Origin of the sequence: Cellulomonas sp. NPDC057328, from assembly GCF_042667215.1 — a bacterium.
Classification (GTDB): Bacteria; Actinomycetota; Actinomycetes; order Actinomycetales; family Cellulomonadaceae; genus Cellulomonas.
In genome coordinates, this window is the sequence record NZ_JBHUZW010000059.1 from 1 (window position 1) to 22,066 (window position 22,066).

Here is a 22,066-nt window from a genome sequence, read left to right on the forward strand (position 1 = left end):
GGTCCCGGGCGACCGGGACCGCGCCGGCGACGTCGGCCCGGGCGACGTCAGCTCAGGTCGACCTCGGCGTTCTCGCCGCCGTCGTACCGCTCGCCCTTCACCTTCGACTTCACGAGGCTGAACACCGTCGCGAGCCGACCGCCGGGGCTGTCCCAGTACTCCGCGCTCTCCGCCTCGAGCTTGATGAGCCCGACCCCGGGGGTGTCCGGGCCGTCGGGGAACCACGCCTCCGCGGCGGTGCCCCACAGCTCGTGGATCTTGGCCCGGTCGCGCACGACCTCGGCCGTGCCCGACACCGACACCCAGTGCGTCGACCCGGCGAACGCCGCGTTCGCGGGGCCGCCGCCGCGCACCTCGTCCGCCTTGTGGCTGTCCAGGTCCGTGAAGAACCACAGGTCGCCGTCGAACTCGACGTCCTGCACCGCCATCGGCCGGCTCACGAGCGCGCCCGACGGGTCGACCGTGGTCAGCATCGCGATCCGGACGTCCTTGATGAGCTCGGCGACCTTCGCGACGCCCTCGTCCCGGTCCAGGTGCTGCGCCTCGTGCGCCATGGGTGCCTCCCGTCCGCGGCGCCCCGGTGGCGCCCGTCCCTCGCCACGCTAGGCAGCGGTGCGCCGGGCCGCACCCGGTGACCGGCGGTGAGACCACCGTCTCCGGGAACTGTGGGCCCCCGGACGACGGTCTCACCGGAGCGTTCGGTGTCAGGGACGGGCGGCCGCCGCGACGACGGCCGGGGAGTGCGCTCGGGAGGCGCCGACGAGCGCCAGCGCGACCGCGTCGACGCCCGTGCGGTCGGCCAGGGCGACGGCGTCGCGCACGAGCCCCTCGGCGGGTGCGACCAGCCACGTGGCGGTCGCCGTCCACGCCGCCCCGGAGAACGCCTCCGCGTAGGCGAGGCGCTCGCGGCGGCGCGCGGCGTCGGCGTGGTCGGCGGCCACGACCGCCTCGACCTCGAGCACGAGGCGCACCTCGGCCCGGTCGCGGCCGACGGCACGGACCTCGTCCTCGAGGACGTCGACGAGCGCGCGCACCGCGGCGGGGGACGGCAGCGCGGCGGAGTGCACGAGGCGGACGACGTCGGCGCGGGCGGCCGCGAGCGCGAGCGTCGTCTCGGTCAGGGCGTCGGCGTCGAGCAGGAACTCGACGAGCCCGGCCGAGGGGCCGGGCGTCGCCACCTCGACGCGGGGGCGGGCGGCGGGGACGTGCGGGGCGCGGGTGCGCGCGAGAACGGGCTGAGCCACGGGAGGAGGTCCTCGGGTCGAACCGGGTGCGCGGCGAGGGCCGACCGGCCACGGGCGCGCGGGAGCGTCAGCTCAGCGACAACACACCCGGGACGAGAACACGGGGAGAGCGTAGACGCGGGCACCGCCGTGTGACCAGCCCCTGCCGCACGGCGGACGGCCGACGGGTGAAATGTGCGCGTCCGGTATTCCCGGTTCGTCCCTGCGGGGGCCAGTCTGGAGCCACCGAGCGGCGGGGGGCGCCATGCGACGGAGCGGGTGGACGACGGCCGTGGCGGCCGTGACGGTGGCGCTGCTGGCGGTCGCGACGCCGGCCGCGCACGCAGGGCCCGAGCCGGCGCCCGCGGCGGCGCACGAGCCGGTGCCGGACGCCGCGCGGCCCGCCGCCGGGCCGGCCGGCTACTGCGACGGCGACGGGCCCGTGCCGCTGGTCGTCGAGGGCGACCTGATCGTCACGGGCACGTGCTACCTCGGCACGACGACGGTGCTCGGCGACCTCGTCGTCGAGGCGGGCGCCGACGCGCGCATCTCGCCGAGCCGCGTCCGCGGGGACGTCCGGGTCGGCCCCGGCGGCACCGCGTGGCTGTACGCCACGACCGTGGGCGGTGGCGTGCACCTGGACCGCGCGCGCGAGCTGGGCGTCTCCGGGACGGTCGCACGGAGCATCCGCGGCAAGGCCGACTCGGTCGACGTCGCGGACGCCGTCGTGCGCGGCGCGATCAACCTCGCCGCGCCGGAGCGTGTGCGGTACCCCGGCTTCCGGCTGTTCCGCTCGGAGGTCGGCGGCTGGGTCAACGTGTACGGCGGGCAGGTCGAGATCGGCGAGTCGGTGCTGCGGCGCGGGCTCACGCTGTCCTGGGTCCGCGGCGCGGGCGTGTGCGAGGGGCGCGTCGCGGCGGACGTGACGATCCGCCACGCGCGCGGGCCGGTGGAGGTCGGCGGCGTGCCGATGGAGGACCACTGCGCGCTGCACCCGCCGCGCGAGTCGCCCGTCTTCGAGTCCGACCTCCTGGTCCTCGACAACACCGGGGACGTGACGCTGCGCCAGGTCGTGGTGGGCGGCGACCTGGACTGCCGCGGCAACACCGGGCGGCTCCTGCCGGGCGTCCTGCAGGCCGGCGAGCGGCGGGGGCAGTGCGCATGAGGGCCTCGACCGCGCTGGTGACGGCTGCTGCCGTCGTCGCCGCCCTCGTCACCGCGCCGCCGGCCGCGGCGGCACCGGACGCGAGCGCGCGCACGTGCAGCGACAGCGTCGAGCGGACCGTCGTCACGGGCGACGTCGAGGTCGTCGGCACGTGCCGCCTGCTGCGCGTCGTGGTGCTGGGCGACGTGCACGTCGCCCCGGGCGCCTGGGCGTACCTGGTGGACAGCCAGGTGGTGGGCGACCTGCACGTCGGCCGCGACGCCCGCGCGACCGCGCAGGGCACCGACGTGCGCGGCGGCGTGCACCTGGACGACGCGCTCGGCCTGCTGACGACCGGCAGCGTGGGCCGCAGCGTGCGCGGCCGTGCCACCGAGGTGGAGATCACCGGGCGGGTCGCCGGTGCGGTGAACGTCGCGTTCCCGTCGGACGCCGTGCGCACGGGGCTGTCCCTGCGCGGTGCGACGGTCGGCGGCTGGGTGAACGTGTACGGCGGGCAGAACGTCGTCCTCTCCTCGCAGCTCGGACGCGGGCTCACGCTGTCGTGGTCACGCCGCACCGCCGTGTGCGAGACGACGGTGCAGGCCGACGTGACGGTGCGCCGCGCCCGGCGCGACGTGCAGCTCGGTGACGTCAGCCGGCTCGCCCCCGACTGGCTGGGCTGCTCGGTCGAGCGGGTGCCCGTGCGGGGGCAGTACCTCGGCGACCTCGTGCTGGAGGACAACGTCGCGGCCGTCGCGGTCGAGAACACGGACGTCGCGGGCGACCTCGTCTGCCGGCGCAACGACGTGGTCCCGGTGCTGACGCCCGACGTCACGGTCGGTGGCAGCCGCGTCGGGCAGTGCGGATGACCGCGCACGGGACCGTGCCGGCGGGATCGAGCCCGGAGGGGACGATGACACGGACGCGCAGGACCGTGGTGACCGTGCTGGCGGCGACGCTGGCGACCGTGCTGCTCGTGCCGCCCGCGGCGGCGGGCGCCCCGGCCGCGGCGACCTGCACGGAGGAGGCCGCCCCGTCGGGGACGACCGTGCGGGGCGACCTGCACGTGGCGCCGGGCTGCCAGGTCCGGCACGTGTGGGTGCGCGGGGACGTGCACGTGGCCCCGCGTCCCGCCGACTGGGAGGGGCCGGCGGAGGCGATCCTGTGGGACGTCCGCGTCGACGGGGACGTGCACGTCGGCCGGGACATGACCTTCTCGGCGCAGAACTCGCGGGTCGACGGCAGCGTGCACCTCGACGACGCCTTCGGGGCCTCCGTCGACGGCATCGTGGGCGGGGACGTCGAGGGCAGCACCGTGCGCGGCGGCCTCAGCGGGCAGGTCGCCGGCTCGGTGGACGTGCAGCTGCCCGTGCGGGCCGTGGACGACCCGGACCCGGGGTTCTCGCTGCGCCGCGCCGAGGTGGGCGGCTCCGTCGCCGTGACGGGCGGGACCGCGCTCGTGACGAACTCGTGGCTGCACGCCGGGCTGGCCGTGACCGACGCGTACGGCGTGCTCGTCGCCGAGTCGCGCGTCGACGCCGACGTCGTGGTGCAGGACTCCCGCGGCGCCGTGCACCTCGGCGACCTGCACGAGGTGTTCGTCGAGGGCCCGCCCGACTGGCTCGACGACGGGCAGCAGGAGCAGAGCGCCTACGGCGGCGACCTGCTGGTGCGGCGCAACGCGGGCGCGGTCACGGTCGGGCACGTCGACGTGGCGGGCGACCTGGCGTGCGCCGGCAACGCCGTCGCGCCGACCGTGCAGGGGTCCGCCGTGGTCGCCGGTGCCCGGACCGGGCAGTGCGCACCGGCGGCCGGCACGCCGCCACCGGCGCCCCCGGCGCCCGCCCCGGTCCCCGACCCGTACGTCTGCGCGGGCGAGCCCACGCCGCCGACGATCGTCCCGGGCGACCTCGTGGTGACCGGCGACTGCGACGTGCGCGGCGTGCGCGTGCTCGGCGACGTGCACGTGCGCACGACCGCGTTCCTGTCCTTCGGCGGCCGGGTCGCCGGCGACGTGCACCTCGGGCCCGGCGCGCGCGTGCAGGCGCTGGCGACGACGGTCGGCGGCGGCGTGCACCTCGACCGGGTCGCGTCCCTCGAGCTCACCGGGACGGTCGGGCGCAGCGTGCGCGGCAAGGCGGCGCAGGTGCGGCTCGGCCAGCTCGACGTGGCCGGCGCGGTCAACGTCGCAGCACCCGAGGGGGTCGCCGGCACGGGCCTCCTGCTCAGCCAGACGCGCGCCGGCGGGTGGGTCAACGTGCACGGCGGCACCACGCACGTCGTCGACTCCGAGCTGTCCCGCGGGCTGACGTCGTCGTGGGCCCGCGCCGCGCACGTCTGCGGGACGAGCGTGCTCGCGGACGTCGCCGTCCAGGACGCCCAGGGGGCCGTGCGGGTCGGTGGACGCCCTACCGCCGACGGGTGCGCCGGCGACGGCACGCCGGTCGGCAACGCGTTCGCCGCGGGCCTCCTGCTCGACGACAACCGGAGCAGGCCCGTCGTGCGCAGCACCGCGGTCGGCGGCGACCTCGCCTGCCGGCTCAACGCCGGGCGGCCGACGGTGGGCCCCGACGTGACGGTCGGCGGCGCGCGCACCGGTCAGTGCGCGTGAGCGCGGCGCCGTGAGCACGGCGCCTGCTCCGGTCAGCGCGCGAGCAGCTCCCGCAGCCGCCACGCGTCCCGCACGGCGTTCCCGCCGCCGTCGTTGTTGAAGTACGCGACGACGTCGCGGCCCTGCGCGTCCCACTCCCCGATCCGGTCGGCCCACCACCGCAGGTCGTCGTCGCCGTAGGAGCCGGCGTACAGGTGGTGGTGGTCCGGGCCGTGCAGGCGCACGTAGACGAGCCGGGACGTGGCCCGCAGGACGCACGGGATCCCCGCGCCGGAGACGACGCAGTACGCGGCGCCGTGCCGCGCGAGCAGGTCGAACACGGCGTCGTGCTGCCACGACGGGTGCCGCAGCTCGACGGCGACCTGCACCCAGCCGGGCAGCGTGCCGAGGAAGTGGCCCAGCCGCGCGTCGTCGCGCCCCATGTCGGGCGGCAGCTGGACGAGCAGCGCCTCGCGGCGGCCGCGCAGCTCGTGCCAGCAGCGCGTGATCCGCTCCGACCAGACCTCCGGCCCGTACAGCCGGCGCGCGTGCGTGAGGCCGCGCGGCGCCTTCACCGACATCGTGAACCCGTCCGGCAGCCGCTCCCGCCAGCTCGCGAACGCCGGCTCGCGCGGCCACCGGTAGAAGCTCGCGTTCAGCTCCACGGTGTCGAACGCCTCGACGTACCGGGCGAGCCGCTGCGCCGCCGGCAGCCCCGGCCGGTACAGCACGCCGTCCCAGTGGTCGTACGACCAGCCGGACGTGCCGATGCGGATCGTCATGCGAGCACCGTGCCGTGCGCGGCGGGGCCGCGCAGGTCGGCGCCCGGCGAGGTGTGCCGGATGCCGACCCGCGGGCGTGCTGCAGCGCGGACGGAACCGGGACGAGGGCCGGGTGAAATGTCCGGTCCGGGTGTTCCCGGACCGGCCCCGTACCCGTCACGCTGGCCGGACCGGCAGCGGCAGGGGGGCCATGCGAGGACGGACGGGACGCAGACGAGCGCGCGCGGGCGTGGGGGTGGCGGCGGCAGCCCTGCTCGTCCTCGCCGACGCGGTGCCCGCGGCGGCGTCACCGGTCGACGTGGTGTGCGCATCGGACGTCCGCCTCCCGCCGGTCGTCACGGGCGACCTGGTCGTGCGTGACATGTGCAGCGCCAGCGCGTCGTCGATCGCCGGGGACGTGCGCGTCGAGGCCGGTGCCGCGGCGGACCTGCGAGCGGTGGACGTCGGCGGTGACGTCCTCGTCGCCCCACGGGCCAACGTGAGCCTGCATGCCGTCGACGTGGCGGGCGGCGTCCGGCTCGACGACGCCGGGTACCTCGGGCTGCACGGCAGCGACGTCGGACGCAGCGTGCGCGGCAGCATGCGGGACGGCTGGCTGCTCGGCACCTACGTCCGCGGTGCGGTGAACCTCTGGGCCCACGAGGGCACGCGGCCGACCAGGATCACCTTCGTCGGCGCGCGCACCGGCGGCTGGGTGAACCTGGTCCGTGCGGACGTCACGATCCGCTCGGCCGACCTCGGCCGCGGGCTGACCCTCACGGGCGTGCCCCGCGGCGAGCTGTGCGGGCTCAAGGTCGCCGCCGACGTCACGGTGCAGCGCTCGCGCGGTCCGGTCCGGGTCGGCGGTCGGACGAGCGGGGCGGGCTGCGAGGACGCTCGCCCGGCGGCGTTGATGACGTTCGGCGCCGGCCTGCACCTGCTCGACAACCGCGCCGCCGTGCTCGTCCAGGACGTCCACGTCGCCGGTGACGCGGTGTGCGCGGGCAACGCCGAGCCCGCCCGCGTGGTGGGCACGGTCGACGGCACCCGGGACCCGCGGTGCGGGTGACGGCGCGCGACACCGTCCTGCCGGTCGTCCTGGGTCGCGCGCGCCGGGCCCTCGCGGCGGCCGTCGTCGCGTCGCTCACCCTCGCAGCACCGGCGGCCACGGCACCGGCCGTCGCTGCGACCGCCGCCCCGGTGGTGACGGTCTGCCGGGACTCGGACCTGCCGTACTGGCCCACGGTCGTCGCCGGTGACGTCCACGTCGTCGGTCACTGCTGGCTGACCGGGCTGGTGGTGACGGGGGACGTCGTCGTGACACCCGGCGCGGTGCTGTCGGCGGACGGCCTGCGGCTCCAGGGCGACCTGCGCCTGCGGGGCGGGAGCTCGGCGTGGGTGCGTTCGTCACGCATCGGCGGGGGCGTGCAGGCCGAGGGCGCGGCCGAGCTGGGTCTCGACGGCGTGCGCGTGGCCCGCTCGGTACGCGGACGGATCGCCGAGACGACGATCGAGAGCACCGTCGTCGCCGGCGCCGTGAACGTCGCGGCACCCGACGACGGTGCGCCGGGTCAGGGCCTGCACCTGCTGCGCTCCACGGTGGGCGGCTGGGTCAACGTGCACGCGGGCCACGACGACATCGCGTGGTCGACGCTGTCCCGGGGGCTCACGCTCTCCTGGACACGCAGCGCGATCGTCTCCGAGAGCACCGTGCTCGGCGATGTCACGGTGCGCCGTGCCGCCGGCACCGTCCGGCTCGGCGGATGGCGGTGGCACCCCCTCGGGTGGTCGCGGCCCTTCGCCGGACCCACGGACGTCGGCGGTGACCTGGTGCTCGAGGCGAACGACGCCGCGCCCGTCCTGACGACGCTCGACGTCGCCGGTGACCTGCTCTGCACCGGCAGCTCCCGTGCGCCGGAGATCGCCGACGACGTCGTCGTCGCGGGTGCGCGCACCGGCCGGTGCAGCTGACCCGCGTCCCGGTCCCCCGTCAGAGCGGGCGGGCGAACCAGAGCAGGTCCGGGGTGCTCGACCAGTCGACGGCCGGCCGCACCGGGCGGTAGCCGAGCCGCAGGTACAGGCCGATCGACGTCGGCGCCCGGACGCCCGTGTCGAGCACCGCCGTCGTGCAGCCGCGCGCGCGGGCGGCGTCCGCGGCCGCCGTCATGAGCGCGTGCCCGACGCCCCGGCCGCGCAGCGCGGGGGTCACGTACAGGCGCTTGACCTCCGCCCACCCGTCCGGCCACGGCGCCGGGGCGCGGCGCACCGCCGCGCAGCCGACCGCCGCGCCGTCGACCCGTGCGACGAGCGTGGCGAGCACGCCCTCGCCGGCGTGCGCGTCGGCGCGGGCGAGCGCGGCGTCGTCCGGGCCGGCGTCGTCCGGGCCGGCGTCGTCGCCGGGCGTGCGGGCGGCCAGCTCGACGACCATGGCGCGGCGCAGGGCCACCGCCTCGGGGTCGTCCCACGCGACGGGCGCGATGGTGACCTCGGCGGGCGGCGCGGGCGCCACGGCGGGCGCGGCCCGGAGGTCCTTCGCGAAGCAGCGCGAGTCCGGTGCGTCCGCGTACTCGCCCCACCGCGGGACGGGCCGGTAGCCGGCGGCCAGGTAGAGGCCGATCGCCTCCGGCTGCAGCACGCCCGTCTCCAGGACGAGCCGGCGCAGGCCGCGTGCGCGCGCGGCGTCCTCGAGCTCCGTCAGGACGCGGCGGGACAGCCCGCGCCCGCGCCAGGCGGGGCGCACGTACATGCGCTTGAGCTCGCCCGTGCCGGTGCCGAGCTCCGGCGCGTCGCGCAGGGCGCCGCTCGCGACGGGCTCGTCCTCGACGCGCAGCACGAGCATCACGGCGATCGTCTCGCCGGTCATGTCGTGGCCGATGTCGTCCTCGCCGTACCGCTCGCGCAGCTCGGCCTGCTGCGCGTCGCGCAGGCGCCGGGCGTCGGGGTCGTCCCAGGGGACAGCCGTGACCCGGACGTCGGCCGACGTCACGGCGTCAGCCGACGAGCGCGCGCAGCACCGACGTGAAGAACCGCAGGCCGTCGGTGCCGCTGCGCGGGCCCTGCGCGCCGTCGGGGCCGAAGCCCGGCTCGACGGCGTGCTCCGGGTGCGGCATGAGGCCGACGACGTTGCCCGCGGCGTTGGTGATGCCGGCGATGTCGCGGCGCGAGCCGTTCGGGTTGCTGCCCTGGTAGCGGAACACGACCCGGCCCTCGCCCTCGAGCTCGTCGAGCGTGCGCTCGTCCGCGACGTACTGGCCGTCCTGGTTCTTCAGCGGGATCGTGATGTCCTCGCCGCGCTCGAACTCGCGCGTCCACGCCGTGTCGCTGTTCTCGACCGTGAGCACCTGCTCGCGGCACAGGAAGTGCAGGCTCTCGTTCTTGATCATCGACCCGGGCAGCAGGTGCGCCTCGGTGAGGACCTGGAACCCGTTGCAGATGCCGAGCACGGGCAGGCCCTTGCCGGCGGCCTCGACGACCTCGCCCATGACGGGCGCGAACCGGCTGATCGCGCCGGCACGCAGGTAGTCGCCGTACGAGAACCCGCCGGGCAGCACGACCGCGTCGACGTCCTTGAGGTCCGCGTCCGCGTGCCACAGCGCGACGGGCTCGCCGCCGGCCAGGCGCACGGCGCGGGCCGCGTCGCGGTCGTCGAGCGTGCCGGGGAACGTGACGACGCCGATGCGGGTCATCAGGCCAGGCCCTCGCTCGTCACCGTCGCGGCGGCGTCGGCCTCGATGTCGGCGACGCGCACGACGTCCTCGATCACCGGGTTCGACAGGACCTGCTCGGCGGCGGCCGCGGCGGCCTCGAGCACCTCGGGCGTCACCGGCCCGTCGACCTCGAGCTCGAACCGCTTGCCCTGCCGGACGGACGTGAACTGCCCGAAGCCCAGGCGCGGCAGCGCGCCGGCCACGGCCTTGCCCTGCGGGTCGAGGATCTCCGGCTTCGGCATCACGTCGACGACGACTCGTCCCACGGGTGTGCTCCCAGGTTCACGGCAACGGGGGTCGGACCGATCCTACGGCCCCGCGCGGGGCGACCGGGGCGGCGTCCGCGGACGGGGTCCCCGCACCGCCGCCGCGTCAGGGCGACGGCGTGGGCCGCCCCGCCGGGCCCTGTCCCTCCACCGGGTCCACCGGCACGAGTCCGGGGCGCGGCAGGTCCACCGCGGGCGGGAGCCCGTCCGCCAGCGCCCGCACGACGTCGACCGCGACGAGCCCCGGACGGCCGGCGACCCAGCGCCACGTGCTCACGACGACGGGCGCGGCCGCCAGCGCGACCGTGAGCAGCAGCGTCCCCCACTGCCCGTGGACGTCGCCGCCGAGCAGGAGGGCCACGACCCCCAGGACGGCCGCGGCCGCCGCGACCGGCCCGGCGAGCAGGGGGCCGGGGGTGGCCTCGACGACCCGTCGCCCCGGCTGCGGGGGCGGGTCGGCGAGCCACCGCCGGCGGTGGCGCGCCGCCGCGGCGACCGCGCCGCCCACGACCAGGGCGGCCGCGGGGGCGACCGCCGAGGCGGGCTCCGCGTCGCCGCGCGCGGCGACGACCGCGAGGACCCCGCCGGCGCCCGCCACGAGCACGGCGACCGTGAGCACGGCCGCGCGTGCCGCGGGCCGCGCGGCGACCCGGTCCCGCAGCACCACCGCACGGCGCGCGCCGCCGTCGGCGGCGGTCTCGCCCGCCCCGGGCAGCAGGTGCCGCTCCGCCGCGCGCTGCCGTCGCCGCGTGTCCAGCCCGCACTCGATCGCGACGAGCACGAGGGCCCAGGCGACCACGCCCACCGCCTCGTCGGCGCCCTCGATGCCGGCGAGGAGCGACGCGGCGAGCGGCGCCAGGTACGCGAGTCGCCACAAGAACTCCCGCAGCGGCCGCCACGGCGCCTCGAGGTCCGCGCGGACCCACGGCCGGTACCGCGCGGGCACGGGGCGCTCGAGCAGCCGGTACCCGGCCACGACGTGCAGGGGCGGCCGGGCGCGCCGGCGCGTCTGCAGGCCCGACCACACCAGCGGCAGCCCCGCGCGCAGGCCGACGCGGCGCGCCCCGGGCTCCGCCAGGTCCGCGAGCAGCGACGTCATCTCGTCGCCGCGCCGCGCCCGCCACACCGGCGGGTACGCGAGGAGCCACCGGCGCGCCGACCGGGCGAACGCCGGGTCGACGCCGGGCAAGTCCTGCCCGTCCCGGTGCGCGCTCACCACGCACCACCCGTCGCCGGCCGCGGTGCCACGAGGCGGCGCGCCCGTGCGGCGAGGGCCGTCAACCGGTCGGTGTGCGCGGCGAGCGCCTCGCGGCCGGCACCCGTGAGCCGGTAGTACCGGCGCAGCCGACCGTCGACGACCTCCTCGCCCGAGGCCTCCGCCCACCCGGCGGCGACGAGGCGGTCGAGCACGCCGTACAGCGTCCCGGCGCCGAGCCGGACCTCGTCGTCCGAGAGGTCGCGGACGGCCTGGACGATGCCGTACCCGTGCCGTGGCTCCTCGGCGAGCGCCAGGAGCACGAGGTAGCTCTGCTCGGTGATCCGCACGGCCGATATATATCGCGCGACGACCCATCCGCGCCACCCTGCTCGCCACCGTGCCCGCCACCCTGCCCGCCACCGTGCCCGCCACCCTGCCCGCCACCGTGAACGCCTCCCGGTGCACCGAAGGGGCTCTGGCGCCCGCACGGCGGCCGGGATCCGCGAACGGGGGCCCCGTCGACGCCTCGGGGACGCGCACCCGACGGTGCGAGGACCCTGGGGCGTGTCGGCGCCCGCCGCTAGCGTGCGGCGGGTGACGACCACTCCCCCGTCCGGCCCCGCCGGCTACGACCCCGACTTCCTCGGGCCCCGCGTGCCGCTGCCCGTCGTCGGCCGCCCGGTGCGGGAGCTGCCCGCCACCCACTTCACGGTGCTGCTCGACCCCGTGCGCCGGCTCGCGGCCGCGACCGCGGTCAACGTCGACGGCGCGGCGCTGCGGGACGTGCCGCGCGGCGACGACTGGCACCTCGACCCGCGCGTCCCCGCCGGCGAGCAGGCCGGCCCGGAGCTGTACGCGCGCAACGACCTCGACCGCGGCCACCTCGTGCGCCGGCGCGACCCCGTGTGGGGCGACCCCGGCGTCGCCGCGCGCGCCAACCGGGAGACGTTCGCCTACCCCAACGCGGCCCCGCAGGCCGCCGGCTTCAACCAGGGTGCACAGCTGTGGGTCGGGCTCGAGGACCACGTGCTCGAGCACGCGCAGGCGCAGCGGCTGCGCATCAGCGTGCTCACCGGGCCGGTGCTGGCGGACGACGACCCCGTCTACCGGGGCGTCGCGATCCCGCGGCGGTTCTGGAAGGTCGCGGCATGGGCGCGCGACGGGGGACGGGCGCTCGCCGCGACGGCGTTCGTCCTCGACCAGTCCCCGCAGCTCGACGACGGCGCGCTGCGGGCCGCGACCGCCGACGCGCAGGCCGCCGGCGACCCGCCGCCCCTCGGCCCGTTCCGCACCTTCCAGGTCCCCGTCGCGGACGTCGCCGACCTCACCGGCCTGGACCTCGGCCCCCTGCCGGCGGCGGACGTGCTCGCCGGTGTGACCGCGCAGGGCGCGGCGTGGCTGCGGCTGGGCACCGCGGCGGACGTGCGCCTGGGCTGACGCGCGCCGGACCGACGCGCCCGCGCTCAGGTGCGCCGGGCGACGCGCGCCCCGACGGGCGTGCACGGGCACCGGTCGCGGCGGAGGACCCGTGCGATCATCGCCGCGTGGAGCTCCCCGTCGCCTGGTCCGTCGTCCTCGTCCTCACCGGGGCGTGGAACCTGCTGATCTGGCCGCGGTTCTGGCAGCGCATCGCCGCCGACCCGCGCTCCCGCGACGCCGACGGCCGCGCCACGCGGTTCCGCACGGTGCACGCGGTGCTGATCGCCGTGTCCCTCGTGCTCGGCGTCGCCGTGGGCGTGCTCGGGGTGCTCACGCTCCTCTGAGCGCCTGTGCGCCGGCGCGCACGGCGCCCGCCGTCGGAGCGGGCGGCCCGGCGTCAGAGGGCCAGCGCCCGACCCGTCAGCCGCTCGTACGCCTCGAGGTAGCGGTCGCGCGTGCGCTCGACGACGTCGGCGGGCAGGGCCGGCGGCGGCGCGTCCCCGGCGCGGTCCCACCCCGACGCGGGCGACGTGAGCCAGTCGCGCACGAACTGCTTGTCGAAGCTGGGCTGCGCGTGCCCCGGCTCCCACCGGTCGGCGGGCCAGAACCGCGACGAGTCGGGCGTCAGCACCTCGTCGCCGAGCGTCACGGCGCCCGTCGTGGGGTCGGTGCCGAACTCGAGCTTGGTGTCGGCGAGGACGACGCCCCGCTCGCGCGCGACCCCCTCCGCCCGCGAGTACACCGCGAGCGTGAGGTCGCGCAGCGTCTCGGCGGTCTCCGGCCCGACGAGGTCGACGACCGCCGAGAACCGCACGTTCTCGTCGTGCTCGCCCAGTGCCGCCTTGGTCGCCGGCGTGAAGATCGGCGTCGGCAGGCGCGAGCCGTCGACCAGGCCGGCGGGCAGCGCGATGCCGGTGACCTCGCCGCCCGCGCGGTACTCCGCCAGCCCCGACCCGGTGAGGTAGCCGCGGGCGACGCACTCCACCGGGAACATCTCGAGGCGGCGGCACACCATCGCGCGCCCGGCCACGGCGTCGGGCACGTCGGTCGTCACCACGTGGTTCGGCACGAGGTCGGCGAGCTGCTCGAACCACCACAGGCTCAGCTGCGTCAGCACGACGCCCTTGCCGGGGATGCCGGGCTCGAGGACGTGGTCGTAGGCGGAGACGCGGTCGCTCGCGACGACGAGCACGACGTCGCCGTGCAGGTCCCGCAGCGCGATCCCGGCGGTGGTGTCGTCCGGCTCGTACAGGTCGCGGACCTTGCCGGAGTAGACGTGCCGCCAGCCGGGCAGGTCGGGGGTGGGTGTCGCGTCGCTCACGCGCCCAGTGTGCCGTGCGGGCGGGTTGCGCCTGGTCCGTGTCCGCAGGTCGCGCGGGACGGCCGTCGGCGTCGTGACCCGTCAGAGCGCGCGGTGCGTCCAGCGCCCCGCGACGAGCGTCCCGCCGACGCGCACGCCCCGCACCGACCCCGCCGCGGCGAGCAGCGCCGCCGGGTCGTCGTCCAGCACGGCCACGTCCGCCGGTCCGCCGACGCGCAGCCCCAGCGGCTCCCCGTCCACCGACGCACCGAGTGCCACGTCCAGCGGGAGCCGCTGCTCGGGGTGCCACGCCGGCCGGCCGTCGCGCCGCCGGGTCACGGCCGCGTCGACGGCCGCCCACGGGTCGAGCGGCGCGACGGGCGCGTCCGAGCCGAGCGCGAGGCGCACCCCGGCGGCGTGCAGGGCCGCGTACGCGAACGCGTCGCCCGCGCGCCCGGCCCAGTACCGGTCGACGACGTCGCGGTCGTCCATCGCGTGCTCCGGCTGCACGCTCGCGACGACGCCCAGCGCGGCGAACCGGCGGACGTCGTCGGCCGTGACGAGCTGCGCGTGCTCGACCGAGCCGCGCGCGCCGGTGGCCGCGAACGCGTCGAGCGCGATGCCGTTCGCCGCGTCGCCGATCGCGTGCACCGCGCACGTCAGCCCGTGCGCCTCGGCGCGCGCCATGAGCGGCCGGAGGCGGTCGGGCGGCACCGTGAGCACGCCGTGCGCGTCGGCGCCGTGCAGCCCCGGGTACGGGTCGTGGCACCAGGCCGTGCGCGTGTTGAGCGCGCCGTCCGTGATGACCTTGAGCGGCCCCTGCGTCACGAGCCCGGTGGGCTCGAGCGGGTCGCCGGTGCGGAGCCCCTCGGCGAGCAGCGCGTCGAGGTGCTGCTCCCACACGCCCGCCCGGACCCGCACGGGCAGCCCGGACGTCGCGCGGCGCCGCCACACCGTGCGGTTGTCCGCGATCTCGAGGTCGACGACGCCGACCACGCCGCGCGCCGCGGCGTCGCGCAGGGCGGCGTCGACGAGCGCGTCGGCCGTGGCGTCGTCCACGCGATCGAGGGCGGCCATCCGGTCCATCCACTCGGCCTCGCGCACGAGGCCGCTCGTCCGCGCCGGCACGCCCAGGTGCCGGAGCCCGGCCGTCGACGCCCACGCGCAGTGCAGGTCGCCGGACACGAGGACGACGGGCACGTCGCCCGCGACCGCGTCGAGCAGCGCCGCGGTCGGCCGGTCCGGCCACAGCGCGTCCCGGAAGCCCTGCCCCACGAGCGGCACGCCGGGCCCCGCGGGCCCGCCCTCCCGCCGGTCCGCCGAGGCCCGGTCCGCCGCGACCCGCTCCGCCACGAGCCGCGCGGCGTGCGCCGCCGACGTCGCCCCCGACACGTCGAGGCGCGCCCGCGCGAGCGCCCACTGCGTGACGTGCGCGTGCGCGTCCCAGAGGCCCGGCAGCAGCGTCCGCCCAGCGACGTCGACGGGCTCGGCGCCCCGGACCACCTCCGCGGGCAGCGTGCCCGTCGGGGCGACCGCCGCCACCCGGCCGTGCGTCAGCAGCACGTCGACGAGCGCGTCGTCGCGGCGGGGGCTCGCGTGCCCGTCCCCGCGCCCGGCACCGTGGTCGGCACCGTGCCCGTCCCTGTGCCCGTCCCTGTGCCGCCGTGCCCGGCGCAGCAGCACGGGCGGCGCCGCGCGGTCCGCCCGGCCCGTCATGCCGCCTCCTCGCCGCCGGCGCGCCGCAGCGGCGCGGTCAGGCGTCCGCCGCCTCGCTGACCGCGAGCGCGATGTCCGTGCGGTGGTGCGCGCCGCCGAGGTTGATGCTCTCGACCGCGACGTACGCGGCGCGGCGCGCGGCGGTGAGGGTCTCCCCCACGCCGACGACCGACAGCACGCGCCCGCCCGCCGACACGAGCAGCGGCGCGTTCAGCGGGTTCTCGCCGGTCTCACCCGTGGTGCGCACGGCGGTGCCGGCGTGCAGGACGTGCACCCCGGGGACCGTCTCGGCCGCCTCGACGCCGGTGATGGGGTCGCCCGTGCGGGGCGCCTCCGGGTAGCCCTCCGACGCGACGACGACCGTCACGGCGGCGTCCGCGCGCCAGTGCAGCGGCTCCAGCTCCGCCAGGCGCCCGGTCGCGGCGGCCCGCAGCACCCGCCCCAGCGGCGTCGCGAGCCGGGCCAGCACGACCTGCGTCTCCGGGTCGCCGAAGCGGGCGTTGAACTCGACGACCCGCACGCCACGGCTCGTCAGGGCGAGCCCGCAGTACAGGACCCCGACGAACGGCGTCCCGCGCCGCGCCATCTCCGCGACGGTCGGGCGCGCGACGGTCTCGACGACCTCGTCGACCAGGCCCTCGGGCGCCCACGGCAGCGGCGAGTACGCGCCCATGCCGCCGGTGTTCGGCCCGGCGTCGCCGTCGAGCGCACGCTTGAAGTCCTGCGCCGGCACGAGCGGCACCACGTCCGTGCCGTCCGACAGGACGAACAGCGACACCTCCGGGCCGTCGAGGTACTCCTCGACGACGACCGTCCCGCCGTCCTTGGCGAGGCACGCCTGCGCGTGCGCGAGCGCCGCGTCGCGGTCGTCCGTGACGACGACGCCCTTGCCCGCCGCCAGCCCGTCGTCCTTGACGACGTACGGCGCGCCGAACGCGTCGAGGGCGGCGACCGCCTCGTCGACCGTCGTCACGACGCGCGGCTCGGCGGTCGGCACGCCCGCGGCGGCCATGACCTCCTTGGCGAACGCCTTGGAGCCCTCGAGCCGGGCGGCCTCGCGCGACGGCCCGAAGACCGGCACCCCCGCCTCCCGCACCGCGTCGGCGACGCCCGCGACGAGCGGCGCCTCCGGGCCGACCACGACGAGGTCGACGCCCAGCGACGTCGCCAGCTCCGCGACGGCCGCGCCGTCGAGCGCGTCGACCGGGTGCAGCTCGGCGTGCACGGCCATCCCCGGGTTCCCCGGGGCCGCGTGCAGCGCGGTGACCTCCGGGTCCAGCGACAGCGCGCGGACGAGGGCGTGCTCACGGGCACCGGTGCCGACGACGAGGATCTCCACGGGCGCCGAGCGTACCGGCCGGGACGCGCCGCCCCTGCTGGACGCCCGTCCGCGGACGCCCGTGCGAGGACGCCCGTGCAAGGAGGGGTCCCCGCACGGGCGTCCCGCCCGGTTCAGCCCAGGAGCTCGTGCCGGATGATCGTCGCCTCGCGGCCCGGGCCGACGCCGACCGACGAGATCCGCGTGCCCGAGACGTCCTCGAGGAACTGCAGGTACCGCTGCGCGTTGCGCGGCAGGTCGTCCATGTCGCGCGCGCCGGTGATGTCCTCGGTCCAGCCGTCGAGGTACTCGTAGACCGGCTTCGCGTGGTGGAAGTCGCTCTGGTCGACCGGCATGTCCTCGACGCGGCGGCCGTCGACGTCGTACGCGACGCAGACGGGGATGCGGTCGCGGCCCGTCAGCACGTCGAGCTTCGTCACCACGAGGTCCGTGAGCCCGTTGACGAGCGACGCGTACCGGACGACGACGGCGTCGTACCAGCCGGTGCGGCGCGGCCGCCCGGTCGTCGTGCCGAACTCGCCGCCGGTCTGGCGCAGCCACTCGCCGTCGTCGTCGAGCAGCTCGGTCGGGAACGGGCCCTCGCCGACGCGCGTCGTGTACGCCTTGGCGACCGCGACGACGCGGTCGATGCGGGTGGGCCCGACGCCGGAGCCCGTGCACGCGCCGCCGGCGGTGCACGCCGACGACGTCACGAACGGGTACGTGCCGTGGTCGACGTCGAGCATCGTGGCCTGACCGGCCTCGAAGACGAGCGTCCTCCCCTCGTCGAGCGCGCGGTTCAGCACGGTCGGCGTGTCCGCGACCATCGGGCGCAGGCGCTCGGCGTGGCGCAGCAGCTCGTCGACGGTCTCGTCGACCGTGATCGCGCGGCGGTTGTAGACCTTCACGAGCAGGTGGTTCTTCTGGTCGAGGGCGCCCTCGACCTTCTGCCGCAGGATCTTCTCGTCGAACAGGTCCTGCACGCGGATGCCGACGCGGTTGATCTTGTCCGCGTACGTCGGGCCGATGCCGCGGCCCGTCGTGCCGATCCGGCGCTTGCCGAGGAAGCGCTCGGTGACCTTGTCCATCGTCCGGTGGTACGGCGCGATGACGTGCGCGGCCGACGACACCAGCAGGCGGGACGTGTCCACGCCGCGCGCCTCCAGCGCCTCGATCTCCTCGAACAGCACCTCGATGTCGACGACGACACCGTTGGCGATCACCGGGACGACGCCGGGCGTGAGGATGCCGGACGGCAGCAGGTGCAGCGCGTACTTCTCGCCCTCGATCACGACCGTGTGCCCGGCGTTGTTGCCGCCGTTGAACTTCACGACGTAGTCGGTGCGGTCGCCGAGCTGGTCGGTCGCCTTGCCCTTGCCCTCGTCGCCCCACTGGGCGCCGAGCACCACGACGGCGGGCATGCAGATCACCACTTCCTGCTGCCTGCGGTGCGGCTCCGCCCGCAGACGGGCGCGAGCGGGCTCGCGGCGCGGGTGACCCGGGCGCGGGCGGCAGTGACCCGCGGCCACCCGGAAGGGTACCGGAGCGGGCCGTCGGGCCGCCGACCGGGGCCCCGCGGCGGACCGGCCCCGGTCGCTGCGGGCGCTCAGCGCAGCGCGCGCACCTCGTCCGCGGACGTGCCCGAGTCGGTGAGGAACCGGCGGCAGCGCTCGCCCTCGTCGGTCTCGCCGATCGCGTCGGCCGCCTCCGCGAGCGCGAGCAGCGCGCGCAGGAAGCCCTGGTTCGGTTCGTGCGCCGCCGGGATCGGGCCCTGCCCGCGCCACCCGGCGCGGCGCAGCGCGTCGAGGCCCCGGTGGTAGCCGGTCCGGGCGTACGCGTACGCCGCGACCGGGTCGTCCGCCCGCTCCGCGAGCAGCGCCCACACCAGCGACGACGCCGGCACGACGCGCGCGGCGTCGCGGGGGTCGGCGCCCGTCGCGAGCGCGGTGCGCGCGGCACCGTCGGGGCCGTCGGCGGGCAGGAGCGTCGGGGCGGGGCCGTCCAGGAGGTTCTCGTGCGCCATGGCGCCAGTGTGCACCGCCTCCGCCCGGCGCCGCGCCCGCGCACCCGGCCGGCGACCGGACCGGATCCCGGACAGCGACCGGACACGGACCGGACACCGGCCGGACGGGCACCGGAACCACCCGCCGCGGGCGTGCGCCGCGGTGGGAGCGCGGCTACAGTCGAACGGCCGACCAGCAGCCGTGACCGCGGCTCCCCTCCCGGCCGGCACCGTCGCACCGGAGCAGCATGATCGAGATATCGACGTCGTCGACGACCACGACCCTCGTCATCGCGGGCGACCTCGACCTCGCGGAGCGCGACCAGTTCCCCGAGGTGACCGCGCGGGTGGTCGGCCTGCGCCGGCAGCTGCTGGTCATCGACATGTGCCGCGTCACGTTCATGGACTCGACCGGCGCGGCGTTCCTCATCTCGCTCGCCGACGCGGGCCGGCGTCGCGGCGGCGCCACCGTGCTGCGCGGCGCCGCGGAGCGGGACCTGTTCGTCCTCGAGATCTGCGGCGCGCTCGACCTGTTCCGCATCGACACGGTGCACGGCTGCGAGCCCGTCGACGGCGCGCCGGAGCCGGACACGGCGGACGCGCAGGCCTGACGCCCCGCCGGGCGCACCCGCCCGGCTCAGCCCTCGCGCGTCACGGCTCGCGCGTCACGCCTCGCGGGTCACGCCTCGCGGGCCGACCGCGGCAGCGCGCCCGGGCGCACCTTCGCCCACACCACCTTGCCCCCGCGGGACTGCCGCCAGCCCCAGTCGGACAGCCGCTCGACGATCTGCATGCCGAACCCGCCGACCCGCCCCGGGTGGCCGTCGGTCGTCACGGGCGGCGTCGGGTTCGCGTCCTCGACCTCGATGCGCAGGCCGTCGCCGGTGTCGTGCAGCTGCAGCGCGACGTGCCCCCAGCCGTGCAGCACGGCGTTCGCGACGAGCTCGCTGACCACCAGCTCGGCGTTCGACGCGTCGCGGACCTCCCACGCCTCGCACGTGCGCAGCACCGCGTGCCGCGCCCGCGCGATCGACGCCGGCTCGCTGGGCAGCGACCAGCGCCGCCGCCGCGGGCTCGTCGTGCCCGCGAGGTCGTCGTCCGGGTCGGGGACGCGCACCACGACCACGGCGACGTCGTCCTCCGGGTGGTCCGCGAGACGGGACAGCAGGTCCTCGCCGATGCCCGGGGCGTCGCGCGCGGTGATGCTCGCGGCGACGCTCTCCAGGACGGTGAGCCCGTCGCGCAGGCTGCGGTCGCGGCGCTCCACGAGCCCGTCCGTGTAGTAGACGAGCACGTCGCCCGGCTCGAGCAGCACCTCGGCCGTCGTCCGCTCCCCCGACCCGAAGCCGATGAGCGGGCCGCCCGCGTCGCGCAGCTGCGTCGCGTGGCCGTCGCGGACGCGCAGGACCGGCAGGTGCCCGGCGCGCGCGTACCGCAGCAGCCAGCGGCCGTCCGGCCGGCGGTCCAGCGTCGACAGGACGAGGCTCGCGGCGCGCGGGATGCGCAGGCCGGCGAACAGCTGGTCGACCCGCTCCAGGACCGGCCCCGGCGTCGTGATGTCGACGCTGTACGAGCGCACGACCGAGCGGAGCTGGCCCATCGCCGCGGCGGCCTCGACGTCGTGCCCGACGACGTCGCCGACGACCACGCCCACCGTGTCCGGGCCGATCTGCTGGACGTCGTACCAGTCGCCGCCGACCTGCGCGTCGTCCGCGTTCGGCGAGTAGTACGTCCACACGTCGACGCCGTCGACCTCGCCCTGCTCCGGCAGCATCGCGCGCTGCAGCGTCTCCGCGAGGCGGTGCTCGCGGTCGTACAGCCGCACGTTGTCGATCGACAGGCCCACGCGCCGCGCGACGAGCTCCAGCACCGTCACGGTCGCCGCGTCGAGCCCCGCGAGCCCGCCGCCGCCGCGCGGCTGCACCACGAGCAGGCCCACCGTCCGGCGGCGTCCCGGCACGGGCAGCACGACGACGCGGCGGTCGGGCGCGTCGGCCACGCGGCGGCCGTCGCGGCCCACGACGACGTCGTCCGCGCCCGGGCCGGCGTGCTCCGCCAGCCACTGCGCGTAGGTCGCCTCGGGCTGCGTGGCGGCCAGGTCCAGCTCGACGGCGTCGTCGAGCGACCCGCCCAGCAGGCGGCCCACCGGGTCGCGCGGGCACGACGTCGGCAGCCGCGGCCCCTGCCCGTCGGGACGCGGGGCGCCACCGGGCCGGCGCGGGTCCAGGCCGTCCGCCGCCCACAGCCCCCGGTCGTGCAGGTAGAAGCCCGCCCAGCCGACCACCTCGGCCGTCAGCAGCGACGCGATCTCGCGCAGGCCGTGCGGCTCGTCGACGTCCATCAGCAGGTCCGACACGCGCGCGATCAGCGACAGGCTGCGCCGCTCCCGGCGCTCCGCCTCGACCAGCGCGACCTGCTCCGCGTGCTCCGTCAGCTGCGCCGTCAGGTCCTGCAGCGCGACCACCCAGGCGCCCACGCCGAGCCCCGCCACGCCCACCGGCGACAGGTGTGCCATGCACTGCACGTACGACCCCTCGGGGCGGCGCAGCACGACGCGCTGCACGAACGGCGCGCCCGCCGCGAAGCCGGTCCGGGCCGCCGCGACGTCCACGGGTCGGACACGCGGGTCGGTCAGCACGTCGAGCGCCGCGACGACGCGCGGGTCGTACCCGGTCGCGTCGGCGAGGGCGCGGTTCCCCCAGGTCACGCGCACGGCGTCGGGCGAGGCCGTGAGCAGGGCGGTCGGCACGAGCGTCGCCGCGAGCGCGTCCGCGAGGAGCGCCGGGTTCACCCCGACGAGGGCGTCGGACGGGGGATCGAGGGGCGACGCGGGGGCGGAGGAGTTGACCACCACCACCTCCGATCGTCTAGCGTGCCGAGCGGACGGACAACTCGACCAGCCGGCGAGCCCCTCCCCCTGCGCCGGAAGGAGCAACGTGCGAGACGGTAACAGCCCCGACCAGGGCGAGCCCACGCACACGACGGACTCGGGCGGGGGGCCTGCCGCGGGCGAGCCCGGTGCCGTGCACGTCATCGTCGGGACGGACCGCACCCGCATCGTCCTCTCGGGCGAGGTGGACGCCGACCTGGGCCCCGAGCTCCAGGAGGCGACCGCCGAGGCGGAGCAGCGCGGCCTGCCCATCGAGGTGGACGCGCACCACGTGACGTTCATGGACTCGTCGGGCGTCGCGTTCCTCGCCCGCCTGTCGATCCGCAGCGAGCACCGCGTGCGTCTGCTGCGCGTGCCGCCGACCGTGCGGTTCCTCCTCGAGGTGACCCGCATCGGCGAGCTGCTCGACGTGGTCGACGACGACGGCGCCGAGCCGTTCGAGCCGGTGGACTCGGCCACCCCCTGACACGTCCGCGCCCGGCTCGTGCCCGGGCGGGACGACGACGGCCCCGGACCTGCTGGTCCGGGGCTG

General features: G+C 77.3%; 23 protein-coding genes. 9 read left to right on the top strand and 14 right to left on the bottom strand.

The genetic code is table 11. From position 1 onward, the window contains the following. Window positions 1–47: 47 nt before the first annotated feature. Together ACFUMH_RS11720 and ACFUMH_RS11725 are read right to left on the bottom strand one after the other, a co-directional pair. Window positions 48–554: a pyridoxamine 5'-phosphate oxidase family protein gene (locus ACFUMH_RS11720; RefSeq protein ID WP_378205192.1), complete on the bottom strand. Its 507-nt coding sequence runs from the start codon at window positions 552–554 to the stop codon at window positions 48–50. 150 nt (window positions 555–704) lie between these two features. Next, on the bottom strand, window positions 705–1,244 hold the full coding sequence (locus ACFUMH_RS11725) for a hypothetical protein (RefSeq protein ID WP_378205194.1): 540 nt from the start codon (window positions 1,242–1,244) through the stop codon (window positions 705–707). A gap of 244 nt (window positions 1,245–1,488) precedes the next feature. On the opposite strand from ACFUMH_RS11725, the gene ACFUMH_RS11730 reads away from it, so the two are divergent. The 3 genes from ACFUMH_RS11730 to ACFUMH_RS11740 are packed head-to-tail and all read left to right on the top strand — an operon-like array spanning window position 1,489 to window position 4,978. Next, entirely contained in the window at window positions 1,489–2,388 is a 900-nt protein-coding gene (locus tag ACFUMH_RS11730; RefSeq protein ID WP_378205196.1) for a hypothetical protein, read from the top strand. Continuing rightward, window positions 2,385–3,236, top strand: a complete 852-nt coding sequence (locus tag ACFUMH_RS11735) for a hypothetical protein (protein WP_378205199.1) — start codon at window positions 2,385–2,387, stop codon at window positions 3,234–3,236. The genes ACFUMH_RS11730 and ACFUMH_RS11735 overlap by 4 nt, the downstream gene beginning before the upstream one ends. A gap of 44 nt (window positions 3,237–3,280) precedes the next feature. Continuing rightward, the gene (locus tag ACFUMH_RS11740; RefSeq protein ID WP_378205202.1) at window positions 3,281–4,978 is read left to right on the top strand and encodes a hypothetical protein; all 1,698 of its coding nucleotides are present in this window, start codon (window positions 3,281–3,283) and stop codon (window positions 4,976–4,978) included. Between the two features lie 32 nt (window positions 4,979–5,010). Here the strand turns inward: ACFUMH_RS11740 and ACFUMH_RS11745 are convergent, their stop codons facing one another. Continuing rightward, on the bottom strand, window positions 5,011–5,739 hold the full coding sequence (locus ACFUMH_RS11745) for a DUF72 domain-containing protein (RefSeq protein WP_378205205.1): 729 nt from the start codon (window positions 5,737–5,739) through the stop codon (window positions 5,011–5,013). Window positions 5,740–5,974: 235 nt separating this feature from the next. Between ACFUMH_RS11745 and ACFUMH_RS11750 the strand changes: the two genes are divergently transcribed. Further along, entirely contained in the window at window positions 5,975–6,787 is an 813-nt protein-coding gene (locus tag ACFUMH_RS11750; protein ID WP_378205208.1) for a hypothetical protein, read from the top strand. After that, the gene (locus tag ACFUMH_RS11755) at window positions 6,784–7,689 is read left to right on the top strand and encodes a hypothetical protein (RefSeq protein ID WP_378205211.1); all 906 of its coding nucleotides are present in this window, start codon (window positions 6,784–6,786) and stop codon (window positions 7,687–7,689) included. Before ACFUMH_RS11750 ends, ACFUMH_RS11755 begins: the two co-directional genes overlap by 4 nt. A 19-nt stretch (window positions 7,690–7,708) precedes the next feature. On the opposite strand, the gene ACFUMH_RS11760 is transcribed toward ACFUMH_RS11755, so the two are convergent. The 5 genes from ACFUMH_RS11760 to ACFUMH_RS11780 form a co-directional block, all read right to left on the bottom strand. Further along, window positions 7,709–8,704 carry a GNAT family N-acetyltransferase gene (locus ACFUMH_RS11760; protein ID WP_378205214.1) on the bottom strand — a complete coding sequence of 332 codons (996 nt, stop codon included), beginning with the start codon at window positions 8,702–8,704 and terminating at the stop codon, window positions 7,709–7,711. Between the two features lie 4 nt (window positions 8,705–8,708). Continuing rightward, on the bottom strand, window positions 8,709–9,404 hold the full coding sequence (gene purQ / locus ACFUMH_RS11765; RefSeq protein ID WP_378205217.1) for a phosphoribosylformylglycinamidine synthase subunit PurQ: 696 nt from the start codon (window positions 9,402–9,404) through the stop codon (window positions 8,709–8,711). Continuing rightward, the gene (purS, locus tag ACFUMH_RS11770; RefSeq protein WP_378205220.1) at window positions 9,404–9,691 is read right to left on the bottom strand and encodes a phosphoribosylformylglycinamidine synthase subunit PurS; all 288 of its coding nucleotides are present in this window, start codon (window positions 9,689–9,691) and stop codon (window positions 9,404–9,406) included. The genes purQ and purS overlap by 1 nt, the downstream gene beginning before the upstream one ends. Window positions 9,692–9,797: 106 nt before the next feature. After that, on the bottom strand, window positions 9,798–10,907 hold the full coding sequence (locus ACFUMH_RS11775) for a hypothetical protein (protein WP_378205224.1): 1,110 nt from the start codon (window positions 10,905–10,907) through the stop codon (window positions 9,798–9,800). After that, entirely contained in the window at window positions 10,904–11,236 is a 333-nt protein-coding gene (locus tag ACFUMH_RS11780; protein WP_378205228.1) for a PadR family transcriptional regulator, read from the bottom strand. Before ACFUMH_RS11780 ends, ACFUMH_RS11775 begins: the two co-directional genes overlap by 4 nt. 247 nt (window positions 11,237–11,483) lie before the next feature. On the opposite strand from ACFUMH_RS11780, the gene ACFUMH_RS11785 reads away from it, so the two are divergent. Together ACFUMH_RS11785 and ACFUMH_RS11790 are read left to right on the top strand one after the other, a co-directional pair. Continuing rightward, the gene (locus tag ACFUMH_RS11785) at window positions 11,484–12,326 is read left to right on the top strand and encodes a DNA/RNA non-specific endonuclease (protein WP_378205231.1); all 843 of its coding nucleotides are present in this window, start codon (window positions 11,484–11,486) and stop codon (window positions 12,324–12,326) included. A gap of 107 nt (window positions 12,327–12,433) precedes the next feature. Continuing rightward, on the top strand, window positions 12,434–12,652 hold the full coding sequence (locus ACFUMH_RS11790; RefSeq protein WP_378205234.1) for an SCO4848 family membrane protein: 219 nt from the start codon (window positions 12,434–12,436) through the stop codon (window positions 12,650–12,652). Window positions 12,653–12,705: 53 nt separating this feature from the next. Here the strand turns inward: ACFUMH_RS11790 and ACFUMH_RS11795 are convergent, their stop codons facing one another. The 5 genes from ACFUMH_RS11795 to ACFUMH_RS11815 form a co-directional block, all read right to left on the bottom strand. Beyond that, complete coding sequence (locus tag ACFUMH_RS11795; protein ID WP_378205237.1) at window positions 12,706–13,629, bottom strand: phosphoribosylaminoimidazolesuccinocarboxamide synthase; 924 nt, start codon at window positions 13,627–13,629, stop codon at window positions 12,706–12,708. Window positions 13,630–13,710: 81 nt separating this feature from the next. Then, window positions 13,711–15,324, bottom strand: coding sequence for an amidohydrolase family protein (locus ACFUMH_RS11800; protein ID WP_378205240.1), 1,614 nt, complete (start codon window positions 15,322–15,324; stop codon window positions 13,711–13,713). A gap of 37 nt (window positions 15,325–15,361) precedes the next feature. Then, window positions 15,362–16,663 (bottom strand): phosphoribosylamine--glycine ligase, encoded by a 1,302-nt coding sequence (gene purD / locus ACFUMH_RS11805; protein WP_378205243.1) that lies wholly within the window; start codon window positions 16,661–16,663, stop codon window positions 15,362–15,364. Between the two features lie 113 nt (window positions 16,664–16,776). Further along, window positions 16,777–18,063 carry an adenylosuccinate synthase gene (locus ACFUMH_RS11810; RefSeq protein ID WP_378205246.1) on the bottom strand — a complete coding sequence of 429 codons (1,287 nt, stop codon included), beginning with the start codon at window positions 18,061–18,063 and terminating at the stop codon, window positions 16,777–16,779. Between the two features lie 185 nt (window positions 18,064–18,248). Continuing rightward, window positions 18,249–18,665: a DUF3151 domain-containing protein gene (locus ACFUMH_RS11815; protein ID WP_378205249.1), complete on the bottom strand. Its 417-nt coding sequence runs from the start codon at window positions 18,663–18,665 to the stop codon at window positions 18,249–18,251. A gap of 227 nt (window positions 18,666–18,892) precedes the next feature. Here ACFUMH_RS11815 and ACFUMH_RS11820 point away from each other — a divergent pair, with 227 nt between their 5' ends. Beyond that, on the top strand, window positions 18,893–19,255 hold the full coding sequence (locus ACFUMH_RS11820; protein WP_378205252.1) for an STAS domain-containing protein: 363 nt from the start codon (window positions 18,893–18,895) through the stop codon (window positions 19,253–19,255). A 68-nt stretch (window positions 19,256–19,323) separates the two neighbouring features. Here ACFUMH_RS11820 and ACFUMH_RS11825 read toward each other — a convergent pair whose 3' ends face one another. Next, window positions 19,324–21,498, bottom strand: coding sequence for a SpoIIE family protein phosphatase (locus tag ACFUMH_RS11825; RefSeq protein WP_378205255.1), 2,175 nt, complete (start codon window positions 21,496–21,498; stop codon window positions 19,324–19,326). An 82-nt stretch (window positions 21,499–21,580) separates the two neighbouring features. Here ACFUMH_RS11825 and ACFUMH_RS11830 point away from each other — a divergent pair, with 82 nt between their 5' ends. After that, the gene (locus ACFUMH_RS11830; RefSeq protein ID WP_378205258.1) at window positions 21,581–22,000 is read left to right on the top strand and encodes an STAS domain-containing protein; all 420 of its coding nucleotides are present in this window, start codon (window positions 21,581–21,583) and stop codon (window positions 21,998–22,000) included. Window positions 22,001–22,066: the final 66 nt, after the last annotated feature.